Origin of the sequence: Rossellomorea sp. GCM10028870, assembly GCF_042666755.1 — a bacterium.
Taxonomy (GTDB): Bacteria; Bacillota; Bacilli; order Bacillales; family Bacillaceae_B; genus Rossellomorea.
The window spans coordinates 782,693-799,353 of the sequence record NZ_JBHTGN010000001.1; the positions used below are offsets into that span (position 1 = coordinate 782,693).

General features: G+C 38.9%; 23 protein-coding genes. 18 read left to right on the top strand and 5 right to left on the bottom strand.

Annotation, left to right across the window (positions count from 1 at the left end; translation table 11 throughout):
- The first annotated feature begins 2 nt into the window (after window positions 1-2).
- The 5 genes from ablB (at window position 3) to ACFQWC_RS04080 (ending at window position 3,880) form a co-directional block, all read left to right on the top strand.
- The gene (gene ablB, locus ACFQWC_RS04060) at window positions 3-836 is read left to right on the top strand and encodes a putative beta-lysine N-acetyltransferase (RefSeq protein WP_341356507.1); all 834 of its coding nucleotides are present in this window, start codon (window positions 3-5) and stop codon (window positions 834-836) included.
- A 91-nt stretch (window positions 837-927) separates the two neighbouring features.
- Window positions 928-2,355 (top strand): lysine 2,3-aminomutase, encoded by a 1,428-nt coding sequence (kamA, locus tag ACFQWC_RS04065; protein ID WP_377106143.1) that lies wholly within the window; start codon window positions 928-930, stop codon window positions 2,353-2,355.
- Window positions 2,348-2,638, top strand: a complete 291-nt coding sequence (locus tag ACFQWC_RS04070) for a YokU family protein (RefSeq protein WP_299737739.1) — start codon at window positions 2,348-2,350, stop codon at window positions 2,636-2,638. Before kamA ends, ACFQWC_RS04070 begins: the two co-directional genes overlap by 8 nt.
- A 109-nt stretch (window positions 2,639-2,747) precedes the next feature.
- On the top strand, window positions 2,748-2,972 hold the full coding sequence (locus ACFQWC_RS04075) for a YozE family protein (protein ID WP_377106145.1): 225 nt from the start codon (window positions 2,748-2,750) through the stop codon (window positions 2,970-2,972).
- 254 nt (window positions 2,973-3,226) lie between these two features.
- The gene (locus ACFQWC_RS04080) at window positions 3,227-3,880 is read left to right on the top strand and encodes a hypothetical protein (RefSeq protein WP_299737735.1); all 654 of its coding nucleotides are present in this window, start codon (window positions 3,227-3,229) and stop codon (window positions 3,878-3,880) included.
- Here ACFQWC_RS04080 and ACFQWC_RS04085 read toward each other — a convergent pair.
- Window positions 3,864-4,034, bottom strand: coding sequence for a hypothetical protein (locus ACFQWC_RS04085; RefSeq protein WP_377106148.1), 171 nt, complete (start codon window positions 4,032-4,034; stop codon window positions 3,864-3,866). The two genes, ACFQWC_RS04080 and ACFQWC_RS04085, sit on opposite strands and share 17 nt — an antisense overlap.
- A gap of 124 nt (window positions 4,035-4,158) precedes the next feature.
- On the opposite strand from ACFQWC_RS04085, the gene ACFQWC_RS04090 reads away from it, so the two are divergent.
- A complete protein-coding gene (locus ACFQWC_RS04090) occupies window positions 4,159-4,335 on the top strand; it encodes a YozD family protein (protein WP_148969368.1) in 177 nt (58 codons plus the stop codon).
- Between the two features lie 117 nt (window positions 4,336-4,452).
- Here ACFQWC_RS04090 and ACFQWC_RS04095 read toward each other — a convergent pair whose 3' ends face one another.
- A complete protein-coding gene (locus tag ACFQWC_RS04095; RefSeq protein WP_299737728.1) occupies window positions 4,453-5,541 on the bottom strand; it encodes a DUF2515 family protein in 1,089 nt (362 codons plus the stop codon).
- 289 nt (window positions 5,542-5,830) lie between these two features.
- Here ACFQWC_RS04095 and ACFQWC_RS04100 point away from each other — a divergent pair, with 289 nt between their 5' ends.
- The 3 genes from ACFQWC_RS04100 to ACFQWC_RS04110 all read left to right on the top strand — a co-directional run bounded on the left by ACFQWC_RS04100 (window position 5,831) and on the right by ACFQWC_RS04110 (window position 7,840).
- Window positions 5,831-6,634, top strand: a complete 804-nt coding sequence (locus ACFQWC_RS04100; protein WP_377106150.1) for a serine/threonine protein kinase — start codon at window positions 5,831-5,833, stop codon at window positions 6,632-6,634.
- A 17-nt stretch (window positions 6,635-6,651) separates the two neighbouring features.
- Entirely contained in the window at window positions 6,652-7,422 is a 771-nt protein-coding gene (locus ACFQWC_RS04105) for a sporulation protein (RefSeq protein WP_299737724.1), read from the top strand.
- 97 nt (window positions 7,423-7,519) lie between these two features.
- A complete protein-coding gene (locus ACFQWC_RS04110) occupies window positions 7,520-7,840 on the top strand; it encodes a YodL domain-containing protein (protein ID WP_299737722.1) in 321 nt (106 codons plus the stop codon).
- Between the two features lie 75 nt (window positions 7,841-7,915).
- Here the strand turns inward: ACFQWC_RS04110 and ACFQWC_RS04115 are convergent, their stop codons facing one another.
- Both ACFQWC_RS04115 and ACFQWC_RS04120 read right to left on the bottom strand, forming a co-directional pair.
- Window positions 7,916-8,059 (bottom strand): hypothetical protein, encoded by a 144-nt coding sequence (locus ACFQWC_RS04115; protein WP_172655602.1) that lies wholly within the window; start codon window positions 8,057-8,059, stop codon window positions 7,916-7,918.
- Window positions 8,060-8,076: 17 nt separating this feature from the next.
- The gene (locus ACFQWC_RS04120) at window positions 8,077-8,199 is read right to left on the bottom strand and encodes a hypothetical protein (protein WP_268876310.1); all 123 of its coding nucleotides are present in this window, start codon (window positions 8,197-8,199) and stop codon (window positions 8,077-8,079) included.
- A gap of 130 nt (window positions 8,200-8,329) precedes the next feature.
- Between ACFQWC_RS04120 and deoD the strand changes: the two genes are divergently transcribed.
- The 5 genes from deoD to ACFQWC_RS04145 all read left to right on the top strand — a co-directional run bounded on the left by deoD (window position 8,330) and on the right by ACFQWC_RS04145 (window position 13,429).
- Entirely contained in the window at window positions 8,330-9,034 is a 705-nt protein-coding gene (gene deoD / locus ACFQWC_RS04125) for a purine-nucleoside phosphorylase (protein WP_299737716.1), read from the top strand.
- A 148-nt stretch (window positions 9,035-9,182) separates the two neighbouring features.
- Window positions 9,183-10,034 (top strand): M15 family metallopeptidase, encoded by an 852-nt coding sequence (locus ACFQWC_RS04130; RefSeq protein WP_299737714.1) that lies wholly within the window; start codon window positions 9,183-9,185, stop codon window positions 10,032-10,034.
- A gap of 178 nt (window positions 10,035-10,212) precedes the next feature.
- Window positions 10,213-10,800 carry a YitT family protein gene (locus tag ACFQWC_RS04135; protein ID WP_377106154.1) on the top strand — a complete coding sequence of 196 codons (588 nt, stop codon included), beginning with the start codon at window positions 10,213-10,215 and terminating at the stop codon, window positions 10,798-10,800.
- A gap of 119 nt (window positions 10,801-10,919) precedes the next feature.
- Window positions 10,920-12,380, top strand: a complete 1,461-nt coding sequence (locus ACFQWC_RS04140) for a lmo1851 family serine protease (RefSeq protein WP_299737710.1) — start codon at window positions 10,920-10,922, stop codon at window positions 12,378-12,380.
- 113 nt (window positions 12,381-12,493) lie between these two features.
- Complete coding sequence (locus ACFQWC_RS04145; RefSeq protein ID WP_377106157.1) at window positions 12,494-13,429, top strand: LCP family protein; 936 nt, start codon at window positions 12,494-12,496, stop codon at window positions 13,427-13,429.
- A 1-nt stretch (window position 13,430) separates the two neighbouring features.
- Here ACFQWC_RS04145 and ACFQWC_RS04150 read toward each other — a convergent pair whose 3' ends face one another.
- Entirely contained in the window at window positions 13,431-14,156 is a 726-nt protein-coding gene (locus ACFQWC_RS04150; protein WP_299737706.1) for an AlbA family DNA-binding domain-containing protein, read from the bottom strand.
- A 287-nt stretch (window positions 14,157-14,443) separates the two neighbouring features.
- Here ACFQWC_RS04150 and ACFQWC_RS04155 point away from each other — a divergent pair, with 287 nt between their 5' ends.
- The 4 genes from ACFQWC_RS04155 to ACFQWC_RS04170 all read left to right on the top strand — a co-directional run bounded on the left by ACFQWC_RS04155 (window position 14,444) and on the right by ACFQWC_RS04170 (window position 16,573).
- Window positions 14,444-15,364: a CobW family GTP-binding protein gene (locus ACFQWC_RS04155; protein WP_341356504.1), complete on the top strand. Its 921-nt coding sequence runs from the start codon at window positions 14,444-14,446 to the stop codon at window positions 15,362-15,364.
- 23 nt (window positions 15,365-15,387) lie between these two features.
- Complete coding sequence (locus tag ACFQWC_RS04160; protein WP_299737702.1) at window positions 15,388-15,684, top strand: hypothetical protein; 297 nt, start codon at window positions 15,388-15,390, stop codon at window positions 15,682-15,684.
- Between the two features lie 12 nt (window positions 15,685-15,696).
- The gene (locus ACFQWC_RS04165) at window positions 15,697-16,059 is read left to right on the top strand and encodes a DUF2085 domain-containing protein (protein ID WP_377106159.1); all 363 of its coding nucleotides are present in this window, start codon (window positions 15,697-15,699) and stop codon (window positions 16,057-16,059) included.
- 103 nt (window positions 16,060-16,162) lie between these two features.
- The gene (locus ACFQWC_RS04170; protein WP_377106161.1) at window positions 16,163-16,573 is read left to right on the top strand and encodes a MarR family winged helix-turn-helix transcriptional regulator; all 411 of its coding nucleotides are present in this window, start codon (window positions 16,163-16,165) and stop codon (window positions 16,571-16,573) included.
- The last annotated feature ends 88 nt before the right edge of the window (window positions 16,574-16,661 follow it).

Below are 16,661 nucleotides of genomic sequence, written 5' to 3' on the forward strand. Positions count from 1 at the left end.
GAATGCAAACATACGAATTTATAAAACAACCGAAGCTGGAAGCTGCCATTTACAAGGATGGCTACAACAGGCGACTGCGGGTGGATGAGTTTAGAGGGAATCCAGGATTGTTATGGGAGTATGTTAAGAGAGAAACTGAGTCCAACCTTTATGAAAAGGTGATTGTGAAAGCAAGATGGAATCAATCTCTCTTTTTTTTGGAAAAAGGCTTCATCTTGGAGGGGGGGGTAAACGCTTACTTCAATGGTGATAAGGCTTTATTTATGAGTAAGTTTTTAACGAATGAAAGAAGAAACAGTTCGTACTGGAGCAAAGAAGACGACATTCTCCAATCGGTTCAACAGCTTGATAGGCAAGCGCTTGTAAGTTCTGAAACGATTTCTGTCGCCACTGAGGAGAATGCAGTGCAATTAGCCGATCTGTATCAGGAAGTATTTAAGCTTTATCCTGTACCATTGCACAATCCCGACTATGTGAAAGAGTCAATGAAAAGTGGGACAATCTTTGTTTATATCGAGGAGAAAGGAAGAATCATCAGTGCTGCTTCTGCTGATGTGTCTTTATCCTGCAAGAATGCCGAATTGACGGATTGTGCTACACGCACTTCCTATCGAAAGGGAGGATATATGAAACATCTGATACGAAAGTTAGAAGGTGAATTACTGGATAGGGACATTTTCTGCGCCTATACGATTGCAAGAGCACTTTCATTTGGTATGAATGCAGTATTCCATCAGCTTGGGTATCGATATGGGGGAAGACTGGCGAATAATTGCATCATCTTCGACAAAATGGAAGATATGAACCTATGGGAAAAAGATCTAAGTGAAATGTAAATGGATAAAAACCAATTGTGGTTTTAATTCATAGGCTAATGTATAGCTCTGTTCCTGGTGGAAAGATACTTTTGGAAAGTTGGTGGAGTAGATGAAAATGAATCTCTATAAACCAAAGAGGGATTGGAAGGATATTGAGCTTTGGAAAGATGTGACAGATGAACAATGGAATAATTGGTTATGGCAGCTGACCAACACTATCAGAACCCTTGATGACTTGAAGAAAGTGGTGAACCTGACGCCTGAGGAAGAGGAAGGTGTAAAGATTTCGACTAAAACAATCCCTCTTAATATTACACCTTATTATGCATGGTTAATGAATGAAGATGACCCTCGCTGCCCTATTCGGATGCAATCCGTTCCGATTGGTCAGGAAATCCACAAAACGAAGTATGACCTGGAGGATCCTTTACATGAGGATGAAGATTCCCCTGTTCCCGGATTGACGCACAGGTACCCGGACAGGGTGTTATTTCTCGTGACTAATCAGTGCTCGATGTACTGCCGTTACTGCACGAGAAGAAGGTTTTCAGGACAAATTGGAATGGGTGTACCAAAGAAGCAGCTTGATGCAGCCATTGAATATATTCGAGAGACTCCGAGTGTAAGAGACGTACTGTTATCGGGAGGCGATGGTCTACTGATTAATGATCAGATTCTTGAATACGTCTTAAAGAATTTAAGGGAGATTCCACATGTCGAGATCATCCGGATTGGAACGAGGGCGCCCGTAGTGTTTCCACAGCGGATTACTGAAAACCTTTGTAATATCTTAAAGAAATATCATCCAGTGTGGTTAAATACCCACTTTAATACATCAATCGAAATTACGGAAGAGTCCAAGAAAGCGTGTGAGATGCTCGTAAATGCAGGGGTTCCTGTAGGGAATCAAGCGGTTATTCTCGCTGGTATAAACGACAGTGTTCCAATCATGAAGAAGCTCATGCACGATCTTGTTAAGATTCGCGTACGTCCGTACTATATTTATCAATGTGATTTATCAGAAGGAATCGGCCACTTCCGCGCACCGGTTTCCAAGGGATTGGAGATTATTGAAGGTTTACGGGGACATACTTCCGGCTATGCCGTACCGACCTTCGTGCTGGATGCTCCTGGTGGTGGAGGGAAGATTTCCCTGCAACCTAATTACCTTATTTCTCAAAGTTCTTCGAAAGTGGTTGTACGTAATTTCGAAGGAGTCATCTCCACCTATCCGGAACCGGAAGAATACGTAGCAGGCAGAGCAGATGACTACTTTAAAGAAGTGTATCACGATGAAGAGATTAAAGAACCTTCGATTGGAATTGCCGGCTTGATGAATCAAACCCATTCTTCTCTCACCCCGAGTGGGCTTAAGCGTTTGGAACGTAGAAAGGAATACCAGGAAAACCCCGATCACAATTCCCTTAAGGACTTTAGAGGAAAGAGAGACCAGCTTAAGGAAAAGAAGCACAAAGCTATGCTAACGAAAATGAATCAGGATAAAAATGATGATAAGGAAGAAACCATCAATGGATAAAAAGAATACAAAAGTATGTGAATGGTGTGAAGAGAAGACGGCTCATGAGGATCAATCCAGCGTGTATTGGGAGCTTCCAGATGGCACAAGAGCGATTCAAATCGCAAATGTTCCGAGCGTGAGCTGCAGCCATTGTGGAATGGAGTACCAGGATGAAGGGGTCATCAATGAAATAGAAGACCAGCTTATGCTGGTCGACACGAAATTAATCGATAAAGTGATCGCTTATACTGATTTAATGCAACTTCCCCGATTACTAAAGAAAAATTACTTTCGATTTTAATGGGTATAAAGCTATAGAGCCTTAATATGTCACAACAAAGCAAACACTTTACGAATCCATCTACTTCGGCTATCCTTTTAGAAAAGAAGAACAAAGGTAGGTGGAGCAGATGAGAAAATCCTTTTATCATTATTTAATGAAGTATAGGCAACCTACTGCCAAGAATGAAATAACTCAATTCGCAAATTCAGCTTATGATGATCACAGCTTTCCTAAACAATCACAACAATACCATGAAATCAGCTCCTACCTCGAAATGAATGGGCACTATCTTGAAAGTATGTCCATTTTCGATATGGCATGGGACTATTATCAGTTAGAAGAAAAAGATTAACGTGAATACCTTAAAGCTTCCGGACCGACGTTTGTTTTACACTTATGTCGGTCCTTTTTTCCTCAAGTAGCATGGTCACTCAATCCTCTTTTTGTTGATAGCTACAAAGCCTAAATATAAATTTAATAGTTACAGTGCCTGACAAGCATAGACGATTCCTATTCCAAAGAAAAAAGAGAGTAAGGGATTTCGTGTATACCGATATGGTTGTTACTGCATATCATATAAAAAAGGCGATTAAGGGTGAGGGGAGAATGAAGAAACGAAAAGAGCCTAGATTCAGAGTTGGGGAAACAGTAGTCGTAACAATCTATGGTACAGTCGGGAAAATAACCGACATTAAAAAGCTCGATGGTGAGTTTTTATATGAGGTAAATGAAAGTGAAGGCCTATTCAAGGAGAAAGCATTAGAATTGCTTGATTCTTATGATGGATACATTTTTGAACAGGAACAGATTGATATTGAATATAAATTTCTATTTGGAGATCTTGTAATTGTCAAGGGTTATGAAGAGGATCTCTTTAAAGTGGTAGGATTTCGGACGGAAATATGGCGTTATAAGGACGATGCCTGGGAAGACGTTATTTATGAGTTAATGAGAATTACAGATGGTGAGTGGTTAGAAGCAGACGAAGATGAAATCACCCTGGTTGCAGATGAAGAGCAAGCAGAGGCATTTATAAAGAAATATGGATTCGTATTTCCACAAAAAAAAGAAGGCAAAACAAAATCGCTTCATTCACCTGCTTACCCGAAGCCAAGTTGGATTGATCAGCTCTTAGATCATTATAATGATTACAAAACCCTGTATCTTCTCTTTCAAGATACTAAATATAAGAATAAGATGGACTATGTGTTAGAACAATTAAAAACTCACACGAGCTCTATCGTTAAAGAGAAGGAATAAGCCACATGATGTAAAGAAACACTGGAACACTAACGATTAAGAATGTTAAAAATACGCCTCGAAGAATCCATTGCATTCCAGAAACGATCATTCCTTCACCATTTTCTAAATCTTTTAACATCGTTTTTGTTTTTTTAGTGAATGTGCTTAACATCGAATCGCTCCTCTATCTTTGATGATAAAGTCTATGCTTGTCTTTAAAGTCTTATGAAAACTTTTTTCTCCTAGCATAACTCGGAGAGTGTTGTCATAAATTGAGAATCAAAGGGGGCGATCACATGCGGGAGATAGAAGTCTTTATCGACACTGAGGAAATTGCAGAGTTCTTTATGAAAGAACTCGTTCAAAGAGGGTATGTACCATCAGAAGATGAGCTGGAAGAAATAGCGGATATCACATTCGAGTATCTGATTGCCAAATGTATCATTGATGAAGAATGGGAAGAAGATGTTTAGGATCTTTTCAACCATCGAAATGAAAATCACGTCGTAAGGAATGTCCTTTAATATACTGGGGATTAACTCTTAAGTGTCTGTCATGTTTTTCGAAACATGCAGGCACTTTATTTTGAGTTAATCCCGCTTTAGATTAACCAGGAATGAGGTCAACGTTTTCCACTTTTTTGTCATGGAAAAATGACCGGGTACCATCATCGTCAACAACGGCTCCATCACTTCAATTGACTGGTCCGTAAACCAGTCAGTCGAAGAGAGTGTCAAAGGAGGGATGTTATCCCAGGCAGAACACAGTGTTGGACTATACAGCCGAGTTTTTTTGTTTTTTTTCGAATAAACATGAGGCCAGTAATCTGCTCTTGATCCGCTATGTGAATGGTTAATCGCAAAGGAATAAGATGTAGGAAAGACAGTGTCATGAAATAATATACTGTATAATTTCTTGCCTAACACAATCCTTCGCTTTACCTGCTCAAAGTGAGATACCGAAAGCCCTGCAAGAGAGCAGGGGGAATGTTTTCCATATGGAAAGAGAATGGAAGCAAATTCTAAACGGTCCTGCAAGAGAAAAAGCCACTCTTCTACTCCAATAGGTTTTTTCATTTCTGTTAATATTCTCTTTTGAATCATATGCTGCTCATTCATGATGAGTCCAATGGTTAAAACTTGTTCATTACCGGTAGTAAGAAAGTCATTCCAGATATTCATCATGAAAATGGAAACGTTGAATTTTTTTAGGAGGTGAAAGGAAGAATGTCCCGTTCTTTTCCATTGTTCATATAGTAATAATTGAGGGTAGGCATCATGAAAGATGGCTGCATTACATAGCTCGAGAAATGAGAATAACGCTTTTTGATCATTATTATCCAATACATATGAGAGCAGATTGTTTCGAATGTCTGTCATATGATAACCAGCATTTCTTGATACCATATGAGCAAGAAAAGACCAGTGGATTTCAGGGTGTTTCTTGAAAAAGTCAAGATAACATGCGGTTCTTGTTACGTTATTAAGGTTAGCATTCTTTACTTTGTTCACAATCAGTTCATACAGTTCTTGATCCTGAGGGAAGTAGACCAGGGGAGTAGGGCTTTCGGTTGCATTGTAGAGCTTACATATATACCCCTCGTTCAGAAGAGGTCTCGTGTGGTCATTGCTCCCGGTCTTGATCAGGTTTAAAATCTTTTGAATCGGTGAAGAGGTCAAGTGATCACGCTCCACTAATATATTTTATGGAATTGAAACTAATTTCAAAATGAAACGTATATAGTAATACAAGTGAAAATGAATCATTTTAGGGAGGTTTGTTTATGTTAAGAAAAATAATCAAAGGTTTGTTAAGTTCGAAACATCATCGATATAGCTCCAGTGATGCGTGGAGAAAGTATAAATCACCTAAACATAAACACTTTGGACATCAACATTATAAGAAGCATAAAAGTAAAAGCTTTTTTTCCAGCTTTTTTAGCAGCTGATGGAATGAGAGGAATGTGATATGATACACACTCTTTTTCGCAGACTGATCGATGGTTTTGAACAGACGTGGAAACCGGGAGAAAACATCAATGGCTTCCATATCATCCGATTAGTTGGAAAAGGAAGCTATGGTACCACTTACTTGGTTATCAACCATTCGAATGGAAAAGAAGCCATTTTAAAAAGAATACGCCCTTACAAAAAGTTATTTTCTAATCACGTCCAATATGTTCAAAATGAAATGAATGCACTACAAACTTTATCTCATCCTCAGTTTCCATCCGTATATGCAGCAGGTGAGTATGGAAAGACTCCTTATTTCATTATGGAAAAAATGAACGGTCAAACATTTGAGGAGTTAATTTTTATAGAAGGAAAAACCTACTCCGAAGAAGAATCACTAAAGTTAGGTGTACAATTAGTTACCTTGGTTCAATGGATTCATGAAAGGGGATACGTTCATAGAGATTTAAGGATCCCTAATATTCTATTGGATCATGGGACTCTTCAAATAATAGACTTTGGCCTTGCTTGTGAAATGAATACAACATCAGAGACTATTCCAGAGAAACATAAGGATTATATGAGGGATAAGTCTGTGAAGAGTGATTTCTACGCAATCGGACATTTTCTGTTGTTTTTACTGTATTCTTCTTACGAACCGACGATGAGAAAGGAAAGAAGTTGGGAAGCAGAACTGGCCATTCATCATAATACCAGGATGTTGATTCGAAGACTTCTACAAATTGATTTAGGGTTCAGGGACGCTGCGGAGCTCATTGTGGAATTATCCAGAGTGATTCACACATTACAAGAAAGATAATAGAGGAGGAATTTAACATGTCTTTTTTTAACAAAGTATTTGCGTCAATTGGAATTGGAGCAGCGACAGTAGATACAAAATTAGAAAAATCAAGCTATCAAGCAGGGGAAACAGCAAAGGGTATAGTAGAAATAACCGGAGGGAGCGCAGATCAAAACATCGATGCTATTTATTTAACTCTCTTTACTACATATATTCGAGAATCAGACGACAAGAAGTACACTGATTATGCTCCTATTCAAAAAGTACAGATATCCGAGCCTTTTACCATTGGCGAAAATGAAAAGAAAGAGTTTCCTTTTACCTTTACCTTACCATTTGAAACCCCAATCACATATGGGAATACAAGGGTGTGGGTAGCCACGGGTTTAGACATTAAAAATGCAGTAGATCCCAAAGACAAAGATTATATTGAAATCGTGCCGAATGAATTGACGAATGCTGTGCTTACATCTGTTCAGGAACTTGGCTTCAGAATTCGTAAGGTTGAATGTGAGCAAGCACCACGTCGCTACAGAGGTCGCTACCCATTCATACAGGAATTTGAATTCGTACCGGTAAATGGTCCGTACCAACGAAAATTAGATGAACTTGAAGTGATGTTCATGAATCAATCGGAAGAACAATTGGATCTTCTTTTAGAAGTGGATCGACGTGCAAGAGGGTTAGGCGGATTTTTAGCGGAAGCTCTTGAAATGGACGAATCCATGGTGAAAATGACGATAAGAAAGTCGGACATTCCTGTTCTTTCATCAAAACTGCGAGAAGTGATTAATAAATTCGCTTAATCCGATCGATTCGACAAAGATTCTTATGTTTCCATGAAGGATTCGACAAGGTCTATGTGTAATAGTATGAGTACAACTTAATGACGGAGGGGTGCTCATGCCTTTACTTGAAAAAATCATTCGTCCTAAGCTTTTGAGATCGACCTATGACATGACCATTTTCCAAACTCCTAAGTATGGAGAGAACAAAGGCTATGAAAAGGTATATCGAATCTCTGTTGAAGCTAATAATCATGAAGAAGCCCTATATGAAACGTTCAGAACATTTAACGTACCAGACCTAGTTCCTAAAGATTATCAAGGCAGGTACATTGCTACACGTGATATCATTTTTATTGACGAAGGACGGAGAGGTCATTATTATTATCGCCTTCAGTCAAATGGGTGGAAAAGAGTGAACCGGATCGTGATCCATTAAATAAGCAGGCGTAACACAAAAAGGAAAGAATCATCCATGTCGGTAAGATTCTTTCCTTTATTTTATGGAGAATTTTTATATGTGATTGCCCGGGCCGTTTTTTCGATTCTGGGCTGAATTTTCTTTGGCATGTGCATTGTGTTCAGCATCTAGTGCTTCTTTGGAAATATGGTTATTTTTCTTAGGAGCATTGATTCTGTTTCGGTGTTTTTTACCCATTCAAATTTTCCTCCCCGTTATGATTTAAGTCTTTCAGTTCTTGAAGAGTTAGGTTGTGTCCCGGAACGGGTAGAAGGGTTTGTTTCATTTGCATGCTGTACTGCTTGCTTTAGTTTCTTACTCATTTTTTCTTTAGTCATGTGGATCCCTCCTTCTGACGTTAGTTTGACCCCATGCTCCGCTTTCTATCCTTCCATTTTCATTCGTTGCATAAGAAATAAAAAAGGATTACAATGGTGTTTCAACAGTCTAGTTAGGAGGAAAAGTAAATTGAGTATACATATTAATGCAAAAGAAAATGAAATAGCAGAAACGGTTTTATTACCAGGAGATCCCCTTAGAGCAAAGTACATTGCAGAAACATTTCTGGAAAATCCAACCTGCTATAACGAAGTCCGTAATATGTTTGGATACACAGGAACATATAAAGGGAAAAGAATTTCCGTTCAAGGAACAGGAATGGGTGTTCCGTCCATTTCCATTTATATTAACGAATTAATGCAAAGCTATAACGTCCAAAACCTAATCCGTGTCGGTACTTGTGGGGCTATCCAAAAGGATGTTAAAGTTCGTGATGTCATACTGGCTATGACCTCATCAACTGATTCTCAAATGAACAAATTAACATTTAACGGTATTGACTATGCACCGACAGCTAACTTCGATTTACTTAAAAGGGCATATGATGCCGGAGTGGAAAAAGGCCTTAACTTAAAGGTAGGAAATGTGTTTACTGCCGACATGTTCTACAATGACAATGCCGAGCATGAAAAATGGGCTCAATATGGAATTCTGGCAATTGAAATGGAAACATCGGCTCTATACACATTAGCAGCTAAATATGGACGTAATGCACTATCCGTTCTGACAGTTAGTGATCATATTTTAACAGGTGAAGAAACGACTGCAGAAGAGCGTCAAACAACATTTAATGAAATGATTGAAGTTGCTTTGGAAGCTGCTATTGGGGAGTAGATCCATCTATTATCAAAAGAAACTGCTTACATTCCCATCTCCGGGTTTATAAGCAGTTTTTCATTTTATGAAGTTTATCCTGCTTACAGAAAACCTGATACATGGTAAGATTAAGGATGGAACTATTATAGAGAAACTAGGTGAAAGTATGAAAAAGATCATCTTCGTAACTGCTGCTTCCTTGATTATCTTATCGGGATGTTCGCAAGTACAAGATTGGTCAGAGGATTTATTTGGCCAAAAACAGCAAGAAACGAAAAAAGAGGAACCGAAGCAACAAATTCCACAGGATCAGCCGGATGGACAAACGGAAGAAGAACAACCTGCTCCTTCAGAGGAAGAAGCAGTTCCTCCAGAACTACAATTAGAGTCCCAATACTTCAATGAAGTGAAAGTAGTGGACGGAAAACAAATAATACAAAATCCCTCCAACCTTTTAGCTCTTGTGAATAAGGAATACGCATTAAATGAATACAAACCAACTGATTTGGTCCGCCCAAATGTTCCGTTCGTATTTGGTAATCAAGAACTAGAAAAGGCATATCTTCGTAAAGAAGCGGCAGAGCAGCTGGAGAAAATGTTCGCTGAGGCTAAAGCACATGGTGTTATGCTGACAGCTATTTCAGGCTATCGTTCGTATGAATATCAAAAAATGCTGCTGGAAAGAGAAATTGCTCAGTTCGGAGAAGAAAAAGCCGTAATGGCCGTAGCACCGCCGGGACAAAGTGAGCATCAATCAGGTTTAGCAATGGATATCTCGAGTCAAAGCAATAACTTCCAGGTAAACATTGAATTTGCCGATACGAAGGAAGGCAAGTGGCTTGCTGAGAACGCCTATAAATATGGGTTCATCCTCCGTTATCCGGAAGATAAGGTTTCGATTACACAGTATCAATATGAGCCTTGGCATTTTAGATATGTAGGTAAGGATGCAGCTAAAGTCATTCATGAAAACGATTGGTCTTTAGAAGAGTATTTTAACAATGTGAAAAAGATTTAATGATTTTGAAGGGTCAGGAGCTTTGGGTTTCTGACCCTTTTGGTGTTTGTCATATGTAATATTGCCTTTAAGGAAACTCGCCGCTGCCCACCCCCTCTCCGCTTTTGTTCTGTTTTCTCACTTTCTTACATACAACAATAATAGGGGCTGTCCAATTTGAGGTGAGCGGGTGAAACGGATGTTGAGAACTTTTAGCATTATTATTATAGGAAGTGTGTTTGTAGGGATCGGAATTGATCTTTTTTTCGTGCCTCACCATTTCCTGGATGGGGGAATGATTGGGGTTGGGCTAATTGCCCATTATTGGTTTGGTTTTAAGCCGGGACTTACGATCATCCTTTTGAGTGTTCCATTATATATGCTGGCTTTTTTCGTGGACAGAAAGCTTTTCTATAATAGTATCCATGGCCTCTGGTTATCCTCATTAATGATAGACTTTTTTTATCAATGGAAAAATATTTTCACTTTGCCTCCCCTTATGAGCGCCTTTTTAGGTGGGACCTTCGTTGGAATCGGAATCGGACTAATGCTAAAAGGAAACTCTGCAACAGGCGGTTCCGACTTACTAGCTCAATTGATCGGAAAAAGCTTTCACTTTAATGTGGGGAAATTAATCTTTGTCTTTGATAGCATAGTGCTGGTAGTTGGCTGGCCGATCATCGGTATGGAGTCTTTCTTATATTCTTTATTTGCTGTCAGTACAGTAGGTTTTTTTACAACGATTTTGACACATCATAATCATGACAATGGATTTTCCTTTCGTTAATATTAAAAAGCTGATAGAATAAAGAAGTTATGAGCTTATGATTGCTAAAGATAGATGTTTCATGATATTGTAGACGATAAATTCACACAAGATACATAGCAACGAAAGTGGTGGAAGCTTTGGAACAAGATAAGACGGATCAGTCACAACAAGAAACCCATTCAAATTTTATAAAAATTAAGAAGTTTAAATTTGTTATGCTCCTGTTCTTCCTTGTATTTGCAACGGCAGGAATTACAACATTTGCACTGGCATTCGGAGATGAAAAAGCGGTCAATGTAGGGGTTACAGAACGTTCAGAATTTCAAAAACTTTATGAAGCCTATGATAAGTTAAATGAGAATTATTATAAAGATCTTGATCAGGACACTTTAGTAAATGGTGCTATTAATGGAATGCTTGATAGCGTCGGTGATCCTTATTCTGATTATATGAATGTCGAAGAAGCAGAAAAGTTCCAGGAAAGCATCTCCTCTTCATTTGAGGGGATTGGTGCAGAAATACAGGAGAAAGAAGGATATATATCCATCGTTTCTCCAATAAAAGGTTCACCGGCAGAGAAAGCTGGTTTGCAACCGAATGATACAATCACTAAAGTGGATGACAAAAGTATTCAAGGAATGTCTGTAACCGATGCGGTTCTCCTCATTCGTGGAGAAAAAGGGACAAAGGTTACACTTACCATTCAGCGACCAGGGCAGGATAAGCCAATGCAAGTTACCATCACCAGAGATGAGATTCCAATTGAAACCGTTTATGCAGAAATGAAAGAAAATGGTGTAGCTGAAATCCAAATTACGAGCTTTTCAGAGAATACGTATAAAGAATTAACTGAAGCATTAAATGAGATGAACGATAAAGGCATGAAAAAACTTGTTCTTGATTTAAGACAGAATCCAGGTGGATTACTGGATCAAGCTGTGAAAATCTCTAACTTGTTTGTACCGGAAGGCGAAGTTCTATTCCAAGTAGAAGACAGCAACGGGAAAGTGGAAAAGTATGTTTCCGAATCCGGGCAGAAAATAGGCGTGCCAACAGCCGTTCTCGTTGATGGAGGAAGCGCAAGTGCTGCAGAAATCTTAGCAGCCGCTGTAAGTGAGTCAAACGATATTCCTCTTGTTGGAACAAAAACCTTTGGTAAGGGAACGGTTCAAACAGCCGAAACCTTTAAAGATGGTTCTAACATGAAATTCACAACGGCTAAGTGGTTAACACCTGATGGCAATTGGATACATGAAAAAGGAATCACACCTGATATTGAAGCGAAAATGCCAGATTATGCACAGCTTCCATATATCAATCCGGATAAAGAACTTAAAGAATCAGACTTATCGGATCAGGTAAAAACAGCAGAGCAAATGCTCAATGCTCTCGACCTGAATCCAGGGAACGTTGATGGATATTACGATGAGGACACAACAAAAGCGGTTAAGCAGTTCCAGGAAAAGAATGAACTAGAGGTAACTGGAACGTTAAATGCTGAGACGACGGTTAAGCTTATGTCCAATCTCCGAGATAAACTAAAAGAAAACGATCCGCAAGTGAAAAGAGCGATTGAAGAATTAAACAAAAATAATTAAGTAGAAGATCTCAGGTGAAAGCACCTGAGATCTTTTTTTGGCTATTGGTTTCTTCTTACTCGTATAGAATATATGAGATGTACCAACAATGAGAGTATATATGAGGTGATCTTATGAAAAAAACAGCGTTACTATTGGCTCTATTATATTCTGTATTCATTGTTGTAAGTTGTTCGCCTTTCTGGGGTGGGAGCGAACAACCGGTACCAAAAGAAGAAGTTCAATCGCAAAAGCGTTTCTTAGATGAAAATAATGAATCGATTTTTCCTTTAGTCCTTCAGGAAAAAAAATCTCCTGTTAATGTCCTTCTAATCGGTTCAGATCAACGAAAAAACGAACCTGCCCGTGCAGATGTTTTAATGGTTGCTCAATATACGCCGCAATCGACATCCATTAAGATTGTTTCCATCATGAGGGATACATTCGTAAACATCCCTGGATTTGAAAAGAGCAAAATTAATCATGCGTATACGTGGGGGGGAGAAGAGCTCCTGGCCGAAACGATAAAAAATAATTTCAACATAGATATTCACCATTCCGTGAAAGTGAATTTTAATGATTTCATAAACATGATGGATCTCGTTTTTCCAGAAGGGGTCGGGGTTACAGTGTCAGAACCGATGATCAAGTATTGGAAATGGGCGAAGGATCCCGGGAAGCAAGTATTAAAAGGAGAAGAAATCTTACAATATGTGAGGTTTAGGGGAGACATAAAAAGCGATTTTGGACGAGTGGAGCGGCAGCAGGAAATCATGGCTTTGGCAGAAAAAAGTCTTATGGAGCAAATGCAGTCCGGAGAAGGAATTACAACCGTTGTTTCCCTAATGAGAGAAGGTTTAAAAAACGTAGAAACCTCTACGCCTATTAGTGAAGTGATAAAGTATGGTATGTCATTAATGCTGAAACCCGTGAATCGTGTGGACACACTTCGTGTACCGGTAGAAGGAAGTTTTACTGACCTTTCGACTGTAAATGCAGGACTGGTTTTAGATATGGACGAACAAAAGAATCAAGAAGCTATCAGGGATTTTCTAAATACAGTTGAGTGATTTACCAAGAATGAAACTCAGAAGAATCCAGGTCAAGAAAGGTTTCTATCTTTTTCATTTTTCTTACAATTAAATCGTGTAGATATTTTTTGAACTTCAAATCCTCAGTTTGATTATGTTCCAGATGCAGGATTTTAAGATGTTCCAGATGCTCTTTTAATGTACGCTCATCACTATCAGATCCCCCGGACTGGACTTTGCGAAGAATCACGTCCACCAACTTTTCGTGTGTAGCTTCAATTGTCTTCGTCCCTTGTCTCGCATATATGGCCCCATACCTTAATTCACCTCTGGTCACAATAGAAGTATAGGGAACATAACGCGGATCATAATCAATGATAAGAACCTGAAATCGTTTTAAGTCCAACAATGGATGGATACCTTTAGAGAAAATGAAATCCTCCGTCCTGTATCGTAAATATTTAGGAAGCAGATGCTGCAGTTTATTATCAACATCTGCTTTATCTAAAAATTCCTCATCCGTCAATCCCTTTAATTCTAACGATCCATCATCATATTGCATCACTCCTACAATTATGCATCCGCCTCCCGTATTGGAGATAGCGAGGATATGCTTCGCCATTTTTGTGAATTCAATCCAATCTGATTTGAAATCAACGTAATCTGTTTCGCCCGTATTATGAAGTAAAAGATCCTTCAACGTTTCATGAGAAGGATTCTTCAAAAAGTCCCTAAGTTTAAGCGGAACAATCTTCTCGTAGTACAATGACAACCCCACCTTTAAAGTTTTAACTGTTTATAATTTCGGCTGCAATGAAGCAGCTATTATTGAAAGCTACAAGATACAAGGGGCATCCAGAGATAATCCTTTAGTGTCGCGGTTCCTGTCTATTCATTCTATGCGTGTAAAAATAAGAAATCGCTTTTTTACTAAAGAATCTTCATCCTCTATTCTCCCTTTTACATAAATAGTTGGTGTGGATGCTTTGGTTCGTTGTGTTCATAAGCACTTTCTAATAGAATATGTATAGGATCTATAGAGAGGAAGATTAAATGAAGAAAGATGTTTATATACTATCCGGATTTCTTGGAAGTGGAAAAACGACGTTATTAAAAGGATTGCTGGAGTCCTTAAAGGATCAAAATAAAAAACCGGCTGTCTTAATGAATGAACTGGGAAGTGTCTCCATTGATAGTGATGAAGTTGAAAAAGATACGGCTTTAAGAGAGTTGCTTGATGGATGTATTTGCTGCACCATTTCAGAAAAGCTGGAGTCTCAGCTTCAGGAATTGTTAATGAACGAGGATTTCGATGTATTAGTGATAGAAACGACAGGAGCAGCACATCCTGTTGAGGTGGTCGATTCCATCCTTTCTCCTCTGTTTGCCGATCAATTCGAATTTAGAGGGATTGTTACTGTGGTGGATGGTTTACAGTGGAGAAACAGGGATGAATTTAGTCCAGCTGTTTTACATCTGATGAGAGAACAGATTCGTCATGCTCAATATATTGTCGCGAATAAAACGGATTTGCTTTCAGAAATGGAGCAAGGGACATTCTCATATGACCTTCAGCAAATTAACCCCAATGCTAAGGTATATTTAACGAACTATTCAAAGGTGTCGATGAAAGATTTATTCACTTTGAAAGCTGATCACAGGAGCGGTTCCTATGAGAAAGCATCCATCGGTGAACATTTATCCTTACAAGCGATCGTATATTCCTTTGATGGAACAGTGAGAGGAGAAGCATTTGAGGAATGGGTGAAAAACCAACCTGATGGCATTTACAGAATGAAGGGTTATGTTCCATTACAGGGACGCAAAAATCCAACCTTGTTTCAATATTCATATGGCATGCCGCTGTTCATGCCTGGAGATATGAAGTACCCAACCAATTTTGTCATAATTGGAGAAAACTTACATAAATCAGAAATAATACGTTCTTTGCAGGAGATAGACATAACGGAATAACCTAAGGTGAGGAGAAACGTTATATGGTGTTTCTATTGTTTAGTATAGAACTAATCTTATTTATCAGTGGAATGTATGGTTTAAGCATGTATGAAACGAAACTGCAATTCGTTATCTTTATTGGATTAATTGGGTTCAGTGTGATTATGTTTATAACAACGATCGTGTACTATCAGCGGAAAAAACATAAAAGGGATAGAGCTTATGACTGTTGGGACTGTGCAATTTATTCCCCTGACTGCATTCCTTCTCCACGCTTAGGAAAGAAATTTGATTGTGATTCACCGGACTGTGATTGCACACCGGACTGCAGCCCATAGGAGGGGAAGGAAGTGAAAGCCATCCTTACATTATCCTTTATGCCCTGTCACAGAATACGAGAACGCTCACTCGTCGTCAGGGGGAAGCAATTTCCCTTATGCTTTCGCTGTATGGGAATTCTCTTGGGAATCCTAATCGGGATCCCGTTCGTTTGGTTGTATTTCCCTTTGGTAACATTCGTTCATTTGCTTTATGTGGGGATGCTCATCTTCCCCCTACTGGCAGATGGATACACCCAGAAGTGGAACTGGAGAACCAGTACGAATCCGTTACGGTTGCTGACCGGTCTCCTATGTGGGATCGGACTATCGATCAGTATCATTATATTCTCCAAGATGGGAGTCAGAACCATCATGATCTTGACTGGTTCATAACCATTGACAGATTAGAAGAAAATGTTTAAACTATAATAGTTAACTTAGTGAACTATTTATTTAGTGCAAGAAGTGAGAAAGGTCGATTTTAGTGGGAAAAGAAATGTACGAGTTAGAGGGATTATTCCGATCCGTTTTTAGAATGATGAAATCAGATATTCGAACCATCTTTGGTGAGTTCATTTCCAATGGAGAATTCCGGGTACTTCAGCTCATTAGCGAGAATGGGGCATTGAAATCCTCGGAAATATCCAAACGTATGGAAGTATCGGCAAGTCACATCACTTCCATTACGGATACATTAGTAGAAAAAGGCTATATCACAAGAATGCGGTCTAACGAAGATCGTAGAGTAGTAGAGTTAGCTCTGACACATCAGGGCGTTGATATGCTGGCTAAATGTGAAGAAAAAAAGACTCAATACTTTCAGGAACTATTTGTGAAATTTGATAAAGAAGAGATTAACCACCTGATTGAACTGTTTGAAAAGCTATTAGCATCGAATCGCAAGTAATAAGTGTAAGCATGAGGGAGCAAGGGTTGACCGGAATGGGTCATCCCTTCTATTATGCTTAATTACTTAAGTAAGTGAATTATTCTTA